This window comes from Bradyrhizobium sp. MI1.10, assembly GCF_055811035.1.
In genome coordinates, this window is record NZ_JBVVPN010000014.1 from 37,512 (window position 1) to 53,776 (window position 16,265).

Here is a 16,265-nt window from a genome sequence, read left to right on the forward strand (position 1 = left end):
CCCCCCCCACCAACCCAACATGCCCCCGGGGCCGCCGGGGTGGTGGGCGCGGGGGGCCCCCAATGGACGGGGGATGAGGAGGCACCCTGCGCAGACCACTCATGATGCCACCATGCCAGTGTTTTGCCCGACGGCGCAAGCAGTTTCGGCAAAGACGAAATTTGAGTTTCGCAGAGACAAAATTTTTCTTCAGTCTTTTCAACCTCATCCCTACTGTGCATGGGGTTGTTTTCGCGTTTTTTGGTGTTGTCCCCTTACCCGGCCGCGAACTCAAGGAACTCCGGTTGCCTGCCGCGGGTTCTATCCCCGTCATCCCGGCACCTCGCCGGACCAGACGAAGGGGGAAGAATCCTGCATGCAGTGGAGCCTGCTCCGAACGGTCGGCCTTGCCCCCGCGGCGCTTGTCCTCACCACAATTGCGGCCAGTGCCGAGGGCGGCAAATCGGCCGGTCCGTCCGAATTCCTGCTGGTGGCGCAGATCGTGCTGTTGATCGCGGTCGGCCGCGGTCTCGGCGAGATCATGCAGCGCCTCGGCCAGCCCTCGGTGATCGGCGAATTGCTCGCCGGCATCCTGCTCGGGCCGTCGCTGTTCGGTTGGGTCTGGCCTGACGCGCAGCACGCGATCTTCCCCAAGACGCCCGAGCAGAAAGCGATGATCGACGGCATCGCCCAGTTCGGCATCCTGCTGCTGTTGCTGCTGACCGGCATGGAGACCGACCTCAAGCTGGTCAGGAAGGTCGGCAAGGCCGCGATCGCGATCTCGATCGCCGGCATCCTCGTGCCCTTCGCCTGCGGCTTCGCGCTCGGCGAGTTCCTGCCGGACACGCTGTTGCCGAATCCCCAAGCCCGCCTGGTTGCGTCGCTGTTCATGGGCACGGCGCTGTCGATCTCCTCGGTGAAGATCGTCGCAGTGGTCGTCCGCGAGATGAACTTCATGCGCCGCAATGTCGGCCAGATCATCGTCGCCACCGCCGTCATCGACGACACCATCGGCTGGATCATCATCGCGGTCATCTTCAGCCTGGCCTCGCAGGGGGCGTTGGATATCGCCTCGGTGGCGAAAGCCGTGCTGGGCACGCTCGCCTTCCTCGCCATCAGCTTCACCATCGGCCGCCGCCTCGCGTTCCAGCTCATCCGCTGGGCCAACGACAATCTCGTCAGCACCGCGCCGGTCATCACGGTGATCCTGCTGATGATGTGCGCCATGGCGCTGATCACGCATCTGATCGGCGTTCACACCGTGCTCGGCGCCTTTGTCGCCGGCATTCTGGTCGGCGAGTCCCCGATCCTGACGCGGCAGATCGACGAGCGCCTGCGCGGGTTGATATCCAGCTTCTTCATGCCGGTGTTCTTCGGTCTGGCCGGCTTGAGCGCCGACCTCACGGTGCTGCGCGATCCCCATCTGCTGATGCTCACCGGCCTGCTGGTCGTGATCGCCAGTGTCGGCAAGTTCGGCGGCGCCTTCGTCGGCGGAACCGTGGGCGGGCTGAACACACGGGAGTCGCTGGCGCTCGCAAGCGGGATGAACGCGCGCGGCTCGACCGAGGTGATCATCGCCACCATCGGTCTTTCGATCGGCGTGCTCAGCCAGAACCTGTTCACGATGATCGTGACCATGGCGATCGTGACCACGATGGCGATGCCGCCGATGCTGCGTGCGGCGCTGGCGAAGCTGCCGATGAACGAGGAGGAGCAAGAGCGCCTGGAGCGCGAAGAGTTCGAGAAGCGCGGCTTCGTCGCCAATCTCGAACGTCCCTTGCTGGCAGTAGACGAAAGTGTCAACGCCACCTTCGCCGCCCACATTGCCGGCCTGATCGCCGGCATGCGCGGTCTGCCGATCACGGTGCTGCACATCGGCAAGCGCGCCAAGGATCAGGAGAAGGGACGCGACGAGGAGGAGAGCCCCGAAGCCGTGGTGAAGAAGGCCGCCGAGACCGTCTCCGCCCATGGCGATGGCGACGCCGGCAGCGTCGATGTCGTCACCCGGGCAAAGCGTGCGGAGCTCGGCGAGGCCATCGCCGACGAAGCGCGCAAGGGCTTCGATCTCCTGGTCATCGGCGTCGACAAGGTTGCTGCCGCCAAGGATCGCTTCGATAGGAAGATCGAGGACATCGCAGCGAAGTTCGAAGGACCGCTCGCGATCGTGGCGGCCAAGGGCAAGCACCTGAAGCAGCCGATGCCCGAGGCGCTCAACATTCTCGTTCCGGTCTCCGGCAGCAGCGTCTCCAAGCGCGGCGCGGAGGTCGCGGTCGCGCTGGCGCAGGCGGGATCAGGCTCGCTCCGGGTGATCTATGTCGCGACGACGCGCGACAAGGGCGCGCAACGCGGGGCCTCTCGGGGTCTGAGTCACGAGGCCGGCATCCTGAAGGACGCCAGCGATCTTGCCGCCCGCTACGAGGTCGACATCACCACGACCTTGCGCGCGAACCGGGCGCCGGAAGCGGCGATCCTGCGCGAGATCGAGACCACTGACGTCGATCTCGTGGTGATGGGCGTCGATCGCATCCAGGCCGATCACCTCTCCTTCGGTGGCGTCGCCGACGCCGTGCTCAGGCAGGCAAAAGTCTCGGTGCTTCTGGTCTCAAGCGGCGAGGCGCGGCAGGTGGCTGCGGAGCAAGCCTAGGACTTCACCTCGGCCACTGCCACCGCCTTCGGAATCTTCTTCGACGCACGCCAATTCTCGAACCGCTGCACCACCACGAAGAACGCCGGCACGAACAGCACCGCAAGGCAGGTCGAGGCCAGCATGCCCGAGAACACCGTGATGCCGATCGACTTCCGCGCGCTGGCGCCGGCGCCGGTCGCGATCACCAGCGGCACCACCCCGAGGATGAAGGCGAACGACGTCATCAAGATCGGGCGGAAGCGGGCGCGCGCAGCTTCGATCGCGGATTCCAGCACCGGCTTGCCATCGCGGCCGTGCAGCTCGAGCCCGACCTCGACGATCAGGATGGCGTTCTTGGCCGACAGCGCGATCAGCAGGATCAGGCCGATCTGGCAATAGAGGTTGTTGTCGATCTTCAGGGCATTGAGGATCAGCATGGGGCCGAGCAACGACAGCGGCACCGCCAGGATCACCGAGATCGGCGCGTACCAGCTCTCGTACTGGCCGGCGAGCACGAGATAGACCAGCAGCATGGCGAGCCCGAACACCCAGTAGATCTGGTTGGAGACGGCCTTCTCCTGATAGGACATCGCGGTCCATTCGTAGCCGGTGCCCGGCGGCAGCGTCTTGTCCGCGATCTCCTCCATCAGCTTCAGCGACTGGCCGGAGGAGTAGCCCTGCGCGGGGAGGCCGATGACGGTTGAGGACGGATAGAGATTGTAGAGGCTGATCAGCGACGGACCGGTGGCCGGCGTGATCGTGGCGACCGTGCCGATCGGGATCATGTCGCCGTTCGAGTTGCGCACCATCATGTTGGCGATGTCGCGCTCGGTGACGCGGAAGGCCGGATCGGCTTGCGTGTAGACCTGGAACACGCGGCCGAACTTGTTGAACTGGTTGACATAGGACGAGCCGAGATAGGTCGACAGCGCCGCGAACACTTGGTCCGTCGTGACATGCAGCGTCTGGGTCTTGATGCGGTCGATTTCGACGTTGAATTGCGGCACCGAAGAGCGGAACGAGGACTGGACGCGCTGCAGCGCGCTCTGGCTCTGGCCATTGCTGACCATCGCGCCCGTGATGGCCTGGAGCTTGGCGAAATCGCTGTTGCCGTCGCGCAGCTCGACCTGCATCGAGAAGCCGGCCGCGTTGCCGATGCCCTGGATCGGCGGCGGCGGCAGCACCAGCGTGCGCGCCTCCATGATGACCGCGAGCTTGTCGTTCAGCCCGTAGACCAGCGAGCGCAGATCCTCGCCCGGTCCTTTGCGCGCGTCCCAGTCCTTCAGGATGATGTAGGCGACGCCGGCGTTGGCAAGGCTGGCGCTGTTGTCGAGCGCGGAGATGCCGGCGATGGTGATGACCTGCTGGACTCCGGGCGTGTCCTTGATCAGCTCGCTCGCTCTGTCGAGCACCTTCTGGGTCCGCTCCAGCGCGGCACCGTCAGGGAGTTGCACGGCGGCGATCAGATAGCCCTGGTCCTCGATCGGCAGGAAGCCGGTCGGCACGCGGGACAGGCCATAGCCGCCGATCACGATCAGCACCAGTGCGATCGCGACCGAGATCGTGCTGTTCCTGCACAGCACGCCGATCAGTCGGATGTAGCCGCGCTCGACGCGGTTATAGACCGCGTTGAAGCCGCGATAAAAGAAGTTGCGCTGCTCGGGCGGCACTGTCGGCCGCAGCCAGAGCGCACATTGCGTCGGCTTCAGCGTCGCCGCGTTGATGGCGGACAGAAGCGCGGTCGCCGCGATCACCAGCGCGAATTGCGAATAGATGCGGCCGGTGAGCCCGGCGAGGAACGACGCCGGCAAAAACACCGAGATCAACACCAGCGTGATGCCGACGATCGGCGCGAACAACTGGTCCATTGCTTTGATCGCGGCGTCGTGGCCGTTCATGCCCTGCTCGATGTTGTGGGCCGCGCCTTCCACCACGACGATGGCGTCGTCGACGACGATGCCGATCGCGAGGACGATCGCGAACAGCGTCGACATGTTGATGGTGAAGCCGAGCGCCGCCATGGCGGCGAAGGCGCCGATGATGGTCACCGGCACAGTGGTCGCCGGCACCAGCATCGCGCGCCAGTCCTGCAGGAACACCAGGATGACGACCAGCACCAGCAGGCCGGCCTCGATCAGCGTCATGTAGACCTCGTGCACCGAGGCCTGCACGAATTTGGTGGTGTCGAACGGCGTGTCGTACTTCATGCCCTGCGGGAACGCCTTCGCAAGCTCCGCCATCTTCTTCTCGACGGCCTGTTCGACCTGGAGCGCGTTGGCGCCCGGCGACTGGAACACGCCGATGCCGGTGGCCGGCTGCTTGTTTAGCGAGAAGATCTGGCTGTAGGTCTGCGCGCCGAGCTCAACCCAGCCGACGTCGCGCACCCGCGTGACGTCGCCGCTGGTGCCCGATTTGACGATGATGTTCTCGAACTCGGTGGTGTCGTCGAGCCGGCCGTTGACGTTGAGTGTGTACTGAAACGCCTGGCCCGGCGGCGTCGGCGGCGCACCGACCTGGCCGGCCGAGACCTGCTGGCTCTGCTGCTGGATCGCCTGGATGACGTCCTGCGGCACCAGGCCACGGACCTGCAGCTTGTTCGGATCTAGCCACACCCGCATCGAATACTGACCGGCGCCGAACACGGTGACGTTGCCGACGCCGGGCAGGCGCGAGAGTTCGTCGCGGAGGTTGATGGTGGCGTAGTTGCTCAAATAAAGGCTGTCGAACGTCTTGTCGGGCGAGGTCAGCGTCACGAATAGCAGGATCGAGGTCGATTTCTTCTGGACAGTGACGCCCTGGTTCTGCACGGACTGGGGCAGTTGCGACAGCGCGCTGGAGACCCGGTTCTGCACCAGCACCTGCGCGAAGTTGAGGTCGGTGCCGATCTTGAACGTCACGGTCAACGTATAGGTGCCGTCGGAGCCGCTGTAGGACTGCATATAGAGCATGTCCTCGACGCCGTTGACCTGCTGCTCGATCGGCAGTGCCACGGTGTCGATCACGGTCTTGGCGCTGGCGCCGGGATAGCGGGTCGTGACCTGCACCGTCGGCGGCACCACGTCGGGATACTGCGCGATCGCGAGGTTGAACAGCGCGACGCCGCCGATCAGGATCATCAACAGCGCGATGACGTTCGAGAGGACCGGCCGCTCGATGAAGAATTTTGAGATCATGGCAGGCGCTCCTACTTACTTGGCAGACGCCTGCGGCTGCTCGATCTTCGTCACCTGCGGATCGATCTTCTGGCCCGGAATCACCCGCAGCAGTCCTGCGGTCACCAAGCGGTCCTCCGGCTTCAAGCCGCTTTCGATGACGCGCAGGCCGTTGTCGACGGGACCGATCTGCACCTTGCGCTGCTCGACGACGTTGTCGCCGTTGACGACGAGGAGATAGCGGCCGCCCTGGTCGCTGCCGAGCGCGGTGTCGGGCACAAGCAGGGCGTCCTTCTCCTGGGTGAAGGGCACGCGGACGCGGACGAAATAGCCGGGCAGCAGCACCCGCTTGTCGTTGGGGACGAGACCGCGCACCGCGAGCGTGCCCGTCGACTGGGTGAGGGTCGGGGCGACATAGTCGAGCTTGCCCTCATGCGGATAGCCGGCCTCGGTCTGCAGGCCGACTTGAATCGGAAATTGCTTCATGTCGGCGGCGGTGAGCCCCCGGCGGGAGGCCTCGGCACGGATGCGCAGCACGTCCTGCTCGTTGACGGTGAAATTCACATAGATCGGGTCCATCGCGACGATGGAGGCGAGTTGAGTCGGGGAGGAGACCCCGACGAGCTCGCCGATCGAGACCATATGCGCGCTGACGACGCCGTCGAATGGTGCGCTCACCTTGGTGTAGCCGTAGTTGACTTCGGCGAGGCGGGTGTTGGCCTGGGCCTGCTGGAGGTTGGCCTGTGCGTTGTCGCGGTTCGAAGTCGAGCTGTCCAAAGTCGCTTGCGAGACCGCTTGCCGCTGCACGAGATCGCTCTGCCGCTTGAAGTCGGCTTCCGCCTGCCGGAGCGAGGCCTGCGCGCCGGCCTCGGCCGCCTGCGCCTGGTCGAGCTTGAGCTTGTAGGTTTCGGGCTCGATCGTGAACAGCTGGGCGCCCTGCTTGACGAAGGCGCCGTCCTGGTAGTCGATCGATTGCAGGAATCCCTGCACGCGTGCGACGAGATCGACATTCTTGACCGGCGCGGTGTTGCCGGTGGCCTCGACATACCGCGTCACCGGGCGCTGTACGGGCGTAGCCACGTCCACCTTGGGCGGGGGCGGGGCGACGAAACTGTTCTTGTCCTCGCAGCCGGTGAGTGCGGCCACGGCCATCGCGGCGGCCAGTGCCCGCCCGACATGTCTCCACGCTCCGTTGCTTCGTGCGGGAGATGCGGGATTCGCGCAGGTCATTCGGTGGCCCCCGGTTGCTGTCTGTCGGGGCGGGAGGCTATCAACAAATGCCCGGACGTGGAACACCATAGCCATGGCAGTCGTCGGCCTTGCACCGCAGACTGCGCTGTGGCCTTTGGCAGCTTTGCCGTCACAAACCGCTTTTCATCGCGCGCACGATCGACCAGAATTATGTCACAGGCTGAGCGACGGCGCGCGAAGCGGTCGGGACAAAAAAGAGAAGAATAAAAGAAGAAAAGGTCGGGAGATCATGACATGCCCACGCCTCTCCAGTCGGTGCTTAAATCGGTCCTTGCCGGCCTCGTTCTCGCCGCGGCGGTTGCCATGCCCGCGCTAGCCGATGGCCTGAAGGACGAGATCGCGCCGACCGGCAGGCTGCGGGTCGCGATCGCGATCAGCCCGGCGGGCGGCGCGTTCTGGTCCACCAAAACCGAAGCCGGCTATGCCGGCGTTCCGGTCGATCTCGGCAAGGAGATGGCCGCCCAGCTCGGCGTGCCCGTCGAATATGTCGTGCACCAGAATTCCGGCCAGATCACCGATGCCGCATCGAAAGGCACTCTTGAAAAAGGTGCTTGGGACGTCACCTGGCTCCCCAAGGATCCCGAGCGCGAGAGCAGGATGACGTTCGGTCCGATCTACGAGGTCGCGGATGCCACCTACATCGTCAAATCAGGCTCGAACGTCACCAATTTCGCCACGCTCGACCAGGTGGGCATCAAGGTCGCGGCCGTCAACGCCACCACCACCATGCGCGGCGCGGTTGCCCATCTGAAGAATGCGAAGGTCACGGGCTACCAGACCTATGACGAAATCTTCGGCCTCCTGAAGAGCGGCGAGATCGACGCCTTCGCGCTGTCGCGCGACCAGCTCAACAAGATGGCGCAGAAGATTCCGGGCACGCGAGTGCTCGACGAGACCTTCAAGAAGACCGTCACCGCGGTCGCCGTCCCGCTCGGCCATCCCCAAGCGCTGACCTTCGCCGCCAAGTTCATGAACGAGGCGGTGACGAACGGCACCTTGCGCAAGGCGTATGACAGCAATGGCCTGAAGGACACTCCGATCCGCACCGAGTAGGACAGGCCAGTGCGATCGGATATGAACAGCTAGGAGGCTGCCGATCATGCTCGGCCTGCATGGTTCGAGATGCCCGCTTTGGCGGGCTCCTCACCATGAGGGTTTGATGTCCCGCCGCAAACCGCGACCTCAGCGCGGCTTGATCTCCGCATACTTCGCCATCGCCTTCTCGAATTTCCGCTTGAACAGCCACATTGCGCCAAGGATCTCGCGGAAGCTTGCCGAGGTGCGCGCCCGGTCGGCCTGTCCGAATGCGAAGATGCTGTTGTTGCGCAGGTGCTTCATGATCGTCGGACTGGACACCCTGTAGTTCAGGAGATCGCCGGACTTGAGCGCCGACCGTGTCGGCGTAGGAATGATCTGGATCAGCTCGAACAGCTTCATCTGCTCGATCCGGTCGGGCAGCGTCTTCACGATTCCTGGGATCTCCCGGAAAACATCCGCATGCGAGTTCATCAGGCCATCGCGTACGTTGGTCCAGTGATTGAAGCGATGATCGGTACCGCTGGCCCGCGCCTCCTCCTTGTCGTCGCGCGCACTCAACCCGGGATCGGCCGCCGCGATCTCGCCCTTGATGGCTTCCCATTTCCTGCGGCCGTTGCGGTCCTCGGACGGGCCGGTCTGGAAGCTACCCATATAGGTGTTCGAGCGTCCGTTGCGGACGTTCTGCTTGCCGTTGGTTTCGGCGAAGAACAGCCCGAGGCTGATCCGGCCCGCGGCCTCGGCGTGGTCAGGCGCCAGCCCCTTCGCGCGTGCGATCGCGACCGCGAGATCGACCACGTCCTTGAACGGCGTCGCCGAGTTCTGCGCGCCCGCCGGCGGCGCTTCCATGATGTCGAACAGTATTGAGTATTCGTCGATCAACGGTTCGATATCGGCGTCGAAATAGGCTGGAGGAATTTCGAATTTGTTGGGCCTGCCGATCCGGGACGGCATGGCGTCGGTGAGATCCTTGTAAGCACTGATCACGGCGACGCGTGCCAGATACAGCGCTTGGCCCGGCAGGTTCGGCAGCGGCTGCTTCGCCTCGATCTGGCGCCGCCGCTCGGCCAGGATTGCCTTGAAATCGCCGAGCGCACGCTCGTAGGCCGCAACCGCTTCCGCTTGCCTGGCCGTGAGCGTTTGCGCCTGGCTCGGAACGAACGTCGTAAGGAGCAGTCCAAGCGCCGCGATGATGGCGAGGAGTTGACGTCGTGCAGTCATGGCCGGTTCCCCCAACGATTCGTCGGTCGGGGGATCGTAGCCTAGTCGTTGGCTTCGGGCGGCAGGAAGTCGACCTCGTGCAGCGCCGAGATGCGCACGACCTCGGCCGGGTCGGTCAGGTCATGGAGCTGATTGAACAGCGCCTCCAGCTTCTGCATCGGCGAGACCCAGAACAACGCGCGGGCCGGTTTGTCGGATTTGTTGAAATAGCCGTGCGGGATGCCGCGCGGCAGGCGCACGAGATCGCCGGCATGGGCCTTGACCCATTTGCCGTCGAGCTTGAGGTCGAGCGTGCCTTCCTGCACCAGGATGAATTCGTCCTGGGTCGGATGGATGTGCACCGGCACGAACTGGCCAGGATCGCTGTTGGTCTCGAACGCGAAAGTGGACTCGGTGACGGCCTTCGGGAAGTAGACCTGGCCGAGGATGTTCCAGGTCTTGCCGCCATAGCCCGTACCGTTCGCGGTGATGCCCTTTTCGAGTGCAGTCATGGCTCGCCTCCAATGGGATTGTAACCGAGACGGAGTGTTGCGCAGCAGCCATGCGCTGTCCATGCGCAAGACGCGCCCTACCGCCTGTCGCGTTCAGCGGCCTGCCTGCGCAGAAAGCCTTCGAGATCGGCCTGCACGGAATAGGGCGTCGGGATCGGATCGCCCGCGTCGTCGACGGCGGTGTCGAGAGAGCGGCGCAGCATGCGCGCGAGCTCGGCCTTGCGGTAGGGCTTTGTCAGAAGCGGCGCGCCCTTGGTGGCGCGTCCCTGCGCATGCGGGGCGTCGTAGGCGTAGCCCGACGTGAATAGCACCCGCAGCGAGGGGCGCGCAGCCACCATCTCGTCGGCGAGCTCTCGTCCATTCAAGCTGCCGGCCATCACGATGTCGGTGAAAAGCAGGTCGAAGGGCGTTCCTTCGGCGGCGATGGCGAGCGCCTCGGCCGCATTGGCGGCCGGGATGACCTTGTAGCCGAGGCTTTCGAGCTGGACCGTGACGTACTGGCGGACGTCGCGGTCGTCCTCGACACAAAGAATGGTTTCCGTCCCACCCACGACCTTGCGCTCGTCATAGCCGGCGGGGCGAAGCGTGCTCGCCTCCGCCTTCGGCAGGTAGATCGTGAAAGTCGTGCCGCGTCCTTCCTCGGAAGCGACCTTGATGCCGCCGCCGGACTGCTTGATGAATCCGAACACCATGCTGAGCCCGAGCCCCGTGCCCTTGCCGACGTCCTTGGTCGAGAAGAAGGGATCGAAGATTCGCTCCAGAATGGCCGGCGGAATGCCGGTGCCGGTGTCGGCGATCTCGATCTCGACATAGTCGCCGGCATAGCCGGCCCCGACCGCCACCGCCTCGCGGACGCCGAACACGACGTTGCGCGTCGTCAACGTCAGTCTGCCGCCATCCAGCATCGCGTCGCGGGCGTTGATTGCGAGGTTGAGAAGCGCCGAGCTCAATTGGCCGCGATCGACCAGGGCGAGCCAGACGTTGCCGTCGAGCCGGGTCACGATCTCGATCTTCTTGTCGAAGGTTGCCAGCAGCAGCTTTGCGAGCTCTTCGAGCAGTTCGTTGATGTCGCTCTCGGCCGGCTTGAGCGCCTGCTTGCGGGCAAAGGACAACAGGCTCGACGTCAGCGCGGCGCCGCGGTCGGCGGCGTCGCTGATCAGCTTGGTGATGGTGGCGAGCGGCGGATTGTCCTTCACTGCGTCGGCGAGGATCTCGATCGTGCCCGTGATCACGGTGAGCATGTTGTTGAATTCGTGCGCGATGCCGCCGGTGAGCTGGCCGACAGCCTCCATCTTCTGGGCCTGGATCAGCTGCTCCTCGGCGGCGCGCTTCCGCGTGACGTCCTTGACGAAATTGTTGATGAGGGTGCGTCCCCCGAGGTGGAGCGCCGTGCTGGACGCCTCGATCAGGATGTCATCGCCGTTTCGGTGCAGCAGGGTCGCTTCGAACCGGATGCCGATCGGCGTATCCGACAATTCCGGCAGCAGCCGCATCATGCGTTGCCTGAAGCCGTCGCGCAGCGGCTCGGCGATGAGGAGGTTGACGACGTCGGTGCCGAGCGCCTCCTTGCGCGTCCATCCGGTCAGGGCCTCGGCCTGAATGCTCCATTCCAGCACGATGCCGTTCTGGTCGGTCTGGACGAAGGCATCGAGCGCGGTCTTGATGACGGCTTGCGTCAGCTGTGCGCTGGCCCGCGCCTGCTCGGTCAGTTGCGCGGCGGCGCGTTTGTCCTGCGCCGTTTCGATCGCGCGCGTGCACAGACGAGCCAGCAGGGCCGCAATGGCGCCGCTTGCGAGCAGCGCGACGATCTGGGCAATGCCGAACCCGGTGCCGATCGCGGCATAGGAGACGAGGAGAGCCGCCGCGGTCACGATGACCTGCGCGGCCATCGCGAGTGTCAGAAGCCCCCTGAGTTTCATGGTCTCACACCAACGCGTCAGTCGCAGACCCTCGTGTCCGCCCTGTCAATGACCGGCTCCACCTGAGCTACAGATGTGAGCTACAGATTCCGCGCGGCGGCGTCGAGGGGCAATTTGCGGTGGTACCGGGTAGGCCGGCGCTTCAACCTGCCGGCGAATCGGTCTGGCGCAGCGTCGTCACCCAGATCACGCGTGCCGTCTGCTGGGTCGGGTTGTCGAACATGTGCGGCACGATGCTCGGAAAGCGAAAGCTGTCGCCGGCCTCGAGCAGATGGGCCTGGTTGTCGAGCCACAGCCGCAGGCTGCCCGAGAGGATATAGCCCGCCTTCTCGCCGGTGTGCTGCAGGAAGTCGGTGCCGGACGAGGCGCCGGGATTGAGCGTGAGCTCGTAGAGTTCGAGCTGGCCTTTGTCTGCCGGCGTCAACGCTTCCTTGACGACGCCGCTGGCGGTGAGCCGCAGCAGGCGCCGGCTGTTCTTGCGCACGATGTAGCGCTGCACGTCGGCGGGATCGGTGGTCTCGAAGAAATAGGAGATCGGAACGTCGAGCGCGATGCTGAGCAGGCGCAACGTGCGGATCGACGGCATGGCACGCGCGCGTTCGAGCTGGCTGATCATGCCGTTGGAGAGGCCGGTCTTGTTGGCGACGTCCTGGATCGACAGGCCCGCACGCTGGCGCAGCAGCCGCACGGTCTCGCCGAGGCGCTGGTCGACCGCATCGTCGGCCTCGATCGCCGGTGCATCCTTCGGATCGTTGATCTCGCCGCGACCATCCATGTCGCTCTCCCATACATCATCTCAGCCCCGGACAATGGCGGTCTGGAGCTTCAGTCGGAGTGAAAAGGTCGCGCATCCTACCAATCCGATTGACAGCTGTATTTAGTCGTGATGAACTTTTGATAGAAAAATTTAGAAGCACTAAAGCCCACTCCTGTCCTTTTGCCGGGGATCTCGGGGGCGCGGGAGACGGTGCCGCGTGCGAAAACGGAGAGTGGTCATGGCGGACGACACCGGGAAGTTCGGCGTTGGGGCACTGCATCTCGGCAATCCGAACCGCCGTCAGATCTTTCAGCTCGGCGCGGGCGCCGCGGCGGGATGGACGCTTTCGGGCCACGCGTTTGCGCAGACCGAACGCCCGACCAATCCGCCGGACAAGCCGCGCGGGCAGGTGATCGCGGCGCTGTCGCAGGAGCCGACGGTCTTTCATCCCCTGATGCCGGGCATCGAAGTCGATCAGGGCATCTGGTGGCAGGTGTTCTCGCCGCTCTGGTTCATCGATCCCGACGGCAAGTTCGTTCCCGACCTCGCCCGCGAAGTCCCGACCATCGAGAATGGCGGCCTGTCGGCCGACGGCCTGACCTGGAAGATCAAGCTCCGCAGCGACGTGAAATGGCACGACGGCACGGCGTTCACGGCCGAGGACGTGAAGTTCTCGCTCGAGCTGATCAACAATCCCGATTTCCGCGCGCGCAGCCGCGTCGGCCATAGTCTCGTGAAGGACATCAAGGTCGTCGCGCCCGACGAGGTTCACTGGCGCATGGAAGCTCCCTATTCGCCCTACATGTCGATCCTGGGATCGCTGACCTTCATCGTGCCCAAGCACATCCTGGAGAAGGTGACAGATCCGAACGCCTCGCCGTTCCACAATGCGCCCGTCGGTACCGGACCGTTTCGCTGGGGCGAGCGCGTGCCCGGCGACCACATTCAGCTGAATGCCCATACCGGCTATCACGGCAAGGGACCTTACGTTGAGCGCGTAGTGTTCAAGTATATTCCCGACCTGACCGTGCTCTACACCCAGTTCCGCACCGGGCAGGTCGACTACACCGGCCTGCAAGGCATTTTGCCGAACTTCGTGCAGGAGGCGAAGACGCTGAAGGGGCGCAAGATCTTCGTCTCCTCGACGTCGTCGGTGGAGCACATCGCTCCCAATCTGGAGTTCGGCGCGTTGGCGGACCGCACCGTGCGCGAGGCGCTTTATCTCGCGATTAATAAGCAAGCGATCATCGACGCGCTGAACTACGGCTTGCCGACGCAGACTGAAAGCTTCGTGCCGCAGCAGGCCTGGTCATTCCAGCAGGGGCTGCCGCAGCACAAATACGATCCGGCCAAGGCCAACACGCTGCTCGATGCGGCCGGCTGGGTGCGTGGCTCTGGCGGGGTGCGCGAGAAGGGCGGCGTCAAGCTCGAATTCACCAATTCAACGACGTCGGGCAATGCGGTGCGCGAGCAGACCCAGCAATTGCTGATCCAGGACTGGCGCGCGATCGGTGCCGCGATGCGCGTGAACAACATGCCGGCCGCGGTGATCTGGGGCGACTTCTGGCAGCAATCGAAATTCAATTCGGTGATCGTGGGGGTGAATTTCATGCTCGGCAGCGACCCCGACGTGACGCCCCGCTTCGGCTCCGGCGCCATTCCTGCCAAGGGTGGCCGCGGCTACAACACCTATCAGTATCGCAACCCGGAGGCCGATCGGCTTCTCGCAGAAGGTGCCAAGCAGTTCGATCTGGCGCAGCGCAAGACGACCTATGGCACTCTGCAGAAGCTCATCCGCGACGACCTCGCGATCCTGCCGCTATTCCAGGGCTTCATCGCCGAAGGCGTGAAGGAAGGGCTGCAAGGTTTCCGCCCCAACATCAACATGTCGATCAACTGCTGGAACATCCGCGAATGGTATTGGGCCTGATGGTTCAGGTGCGCGAGATCGCCTGAGATGGCCCGTTACGTCGCCAATCGCCTGGCGCAGGCGATCATGTTGCTGGTGATCGTGTCCGCGATCGGCTTCGCCATTCTGCATCTGGCGCCCGGCGGTCCGCTCTCGCAATTCGCGGCCTCCGCGCAGATGACGCAGGAGGATCTCGATCGCGTCACCAGGCAGCTTGGCCTCGATCGTTCGCTGCCGATCCAGTATCTCGACTGGTTCGGCCGGATGCTGAGGGGGGATTGGGGCCACTCGTATCGCGACGGCGAGGCGGTGCTGTCGGTGATCTCGTCGCACCTCGGCGCCACGCTGGAGCTGATGGCGACGGCGACCATCATCGCGGTGCTGCTCGGCGGCTGGATCGGTGTGCTCGGTGCGCTGCGCCGCTATTCGCTGTTCGATTCGCTCGCGACCGTCGGCGCCATGATCGCATTGTCGATCCCGACCTTCTGGTTCGGACTCGTCACGATTTATATCTTCTCCGTGAAGCTCGGCTGGTTGCCGGCCGGCAACCGCGAGACCGTCGGCGACGGCTCCTTCCTCGACCTTCTGCATCATCTGATCGCGCCGGCCCTGGTGCTGGCGCTGGTCGAGACCGCGATGTGGGGCCGCTTCATGCGTTCCTCGATGCTCGAGGTCATCAACCAGGACTACATTCGCACCGCGCGCGCCAAGGGCATGCCGGAATGGCGCATTCTCACCGTGCATGCGCTGCGCAACGCCCTGCTGCCGATGATCACCGTTGCCGGCCTTCAGTTTCCGACGCTGCTCGGCGGCGCGCTGGTGGCCGAAACTGTGTTCACCTGGCCCGGCATGGGGCGCCTGTTTCTCGATTCCATCGGCTATCGCGACTACCCCGTGGTGATGGGCATTTTGATGTTCTCGGCGATCATGGTGCTGATCGGCTCGCTGCTCGCCGACATCCTCTATGCCGTCGTCGATCCCAGGATACGGGTGGGCTAGGCGATGACGAGCGCAGCCCTCTCGACCGTTCAGCTCGCGCCGGGCCATGCCGCCTGGCGCCGCTTCCGCCGGCACCGGCTCGCGCTCGCGGGCGCCGTGATCATTCTGGTGCTCGTCCTCGGCTCGGCCTTTGGTCCCTATCTGCTGCCGTTCGACGACACTTATATCGATATCATGAAGCGGTTCGCACCGCCGCTGTCGGGCGCGCACATCCTCGGCACCGACGAACTCGGCCGCGACGTGCTGGCGCGGCTGATGATGGGCGCGCGCGTCTCGCTGTCGATCGGCTTCGTCGCGATGGTGATCGCGATGGCGGTGGGCATCGCCGTCGGCGCCTTCGCCGGCTTCTATGGCGGCGTCATCGGCGCGGTGCTGATGCGGCTCGTCGATGCCATGCTCTGCTTTCCGACCATCTTCCTGCTGCTTGCGCTCGCGGCGCTCATCGAGCCCGGCTTCGTCACCACCACCGTGCTGATCGCGGCAACTGCCTGGATGTGGGTGGCCCGCGTCGTCGAGGCCCAGGTGCGCTCGCTGCGGGAACGCGAGTTTGCGGTAGCTGCACTCGCGTTCGGCTCGTCGAACCTGCGGATCATGTTCCGCGAACTGGTGCCCAATGCGATCGCGCCCATCGTGGTGGCGGCGACGCTGAACGTCGCCAAGTCGATCCTGCTGGAATCCTATCTCAGCTATCTCGGTTATGGCATCCAGCCGCCGGCCGCGAGCCTCGGCAACATGCTCAACAACGCGCAGATCTATCTTACCAGCGCGCCCTGGCTTGCGATTGCGCCGGGCCTCGCCATCACGCTGGCGGTGACGAGCTTCAACTTTCTCGGCGACGGCCTGCGCGACGCGCTCGATCCGCGAATGAACATCCCATGATCTGCAAACTAGCGATGAGCAAGCTTGCTCCGATCGAACTGAATATC

At 64.5% G+C, this 16,265-nt stretch carries 11 protein-coding genes; 5 read left to right on the plus strand and 6 right to left on the minus strand.

The genetic code is table 11. The annotated features are described in order from the left end of the window. Positions 1 to 355 precede the first annotated feature (355 nt). Positions 356 to 2,623 (plus strand): cation:proton antiporter domain-containing protein, encoded by a 2,268-nt coding sequence (locus AC0L3K_RS16465; protein WP_473366361.1) that lies wholly within the window; start codon positions 356 to 358, stop codon positions 2,621 to 2,623. Here the strand turns inward: AC0L3K_RS16465 and AC0L3K_RS16470 are convergent. After that, complete coding sequence (locus AC0L3K_RS16470) at positions 2,620 to 5,778, minus strand: efflux RND transporter permease subunit (protein ID WP_473366362.1); 3,159 nt, start codon at positions 5,776 to 5,778, stop codon at positions 2,620 to 2,622. The genes AC0L3K_RS16465 and AC0L3K_RS16470 overlap by 4 nt on opposite strands. Before the next feature lie 15 nt (positions 5,779 to 5,793). Continuing rightward, positions 5,794 to 6,987, minus strand: a complete 1,194-nt coding sequence (locus tag AC0L3K_RS16475) for an efflux RND transporter periplasmic adaptor subunit (protein WP_473366363.1) — start codon at positions 6,985 to 6,987, stop codon at positions 5,794 to 5,796. Positions 6,988 to 7,242: 255 nt separating this feature from the next. Between AC0L3K_RS16475 and AC0L3K_RS16480 the strand changes: the two genes are divergently transcribed. Continuing rightward, positions 7,243 to 8,061, plus strand: a complete 819-nt coding sequence (locus AC0L3K_RS16480) for an ABC transporter substrate-binding protein (protein ID WP_219684269.1) — start codon at positions 7,243 to 7,245, stop codon at positions 8,059 to 8,061. 129 nt (positions 8,062 to 8,190) lie between these two features. On the opposite strand, the gene AC0L3K_RS16485 is transcribed toward AC0L3K_RS16480, so the two are convergent. The 4 genes from AC0L3K_RS16485 to AC0L3K_RS16500 all read right to left on the minus strand — a co-directional run bounded on the left by AC0L3K_RS16485 (position 8,191) and on the right by AC0L3K_RS16500 (position 12,449). Beyond that, entirely contained in the window at positions 8,191 to 9,264 is a 1,074-nt protein-coding gene (locus AC0L3K_RS16485; protein ID WP_473366364.1) for a hypothetical protein, read from the minus strand. 41 nt (positions 9,265 to 9,305) lie between these two features. After that, positions 9,306 to 9,755, minus strand: a complete 450-nt coding sequence (locus tag AC0L3K_RS16490; protein ID WP_007595617.1) for a cupin domain-containing protein — start codon at positions 9,753 to 9,755, stop codon at positions 9,306 to 9,308. Between the two features lie 77 nt (positions 9,756 to 9,832). Further along, positions 9,833 to 11,674 (minus strand): ATP-binding protein, encoded by a 1,842-nt coding sequence (locus AC0L3K_RS16495; RefSeq protein WP_473254557.1) that lies wholly within the window; start codon positions 11,672 to 11,674, stop codon positions 9,833 to 9,835. 142 nt (positions 11,675 to 11,816) lie between these two features. Continuing rightward, on the minus strand, positions 11,817 to 12,449 hold the full coding sequence (locus AC0L3K_RS16500; protein ID WP_007595614.1) for a cupin domain-containing protein: 633 nt from the start codon (positions 12,447 to 12,449) through the stop codon (positions 11,817 to 11,819). A gap of 220 nt (positions 12,450 to 12,669) precedes the next feature. Here AC0L3K_RS16500 and AC0L3K_RS16505 point away from each other — a divergent pair, with 220 nt between their 5' ends. From AC0L3K_RS16505 to AC0L3K_RS16515, 3 genes are read left to right on the plus strand one after another with little or no spacing between them, the layout of a single operon-like run. Beyond that, positions 12,670 to 14,361: a peptide ABC transporter substrate-binding protein gene (locus tag AC0L3K_RS16505; RefSeq protein ID WP_007595606.1), complete on the plus strand. Its 1,692-nt coding sequence runs from the start codon at positions 12,670 to 12,672 to the stop codon at positions 14,359 to 14,361. A gap of 27 nt (positions 14,362 to 14,388) precedes the next feature. Beyond that, positions 14,389 to 15,339, plus strand: a complete 951-nt coding sequence (locus AC0L3K_RS16510; protein ID WP_219684265.1) for an ABC transporter permease — start codon at positions 14,389 to 14,391, stop codon at positions 15,337 to 15,339. A gap of 3 nt (positions 15,340 to 15,342) precedes the next feature. Then, entirely contained in the window at positions 15,343 to 16,218 is an 876-nt protein-coding gene (locus AC0L3K_RS16515) for an ABC transporter permease (protein WP_473254558.1), read from the plus strand. Positions 16,219 to 16,265 lie beyond the last annotated feature (47 nt).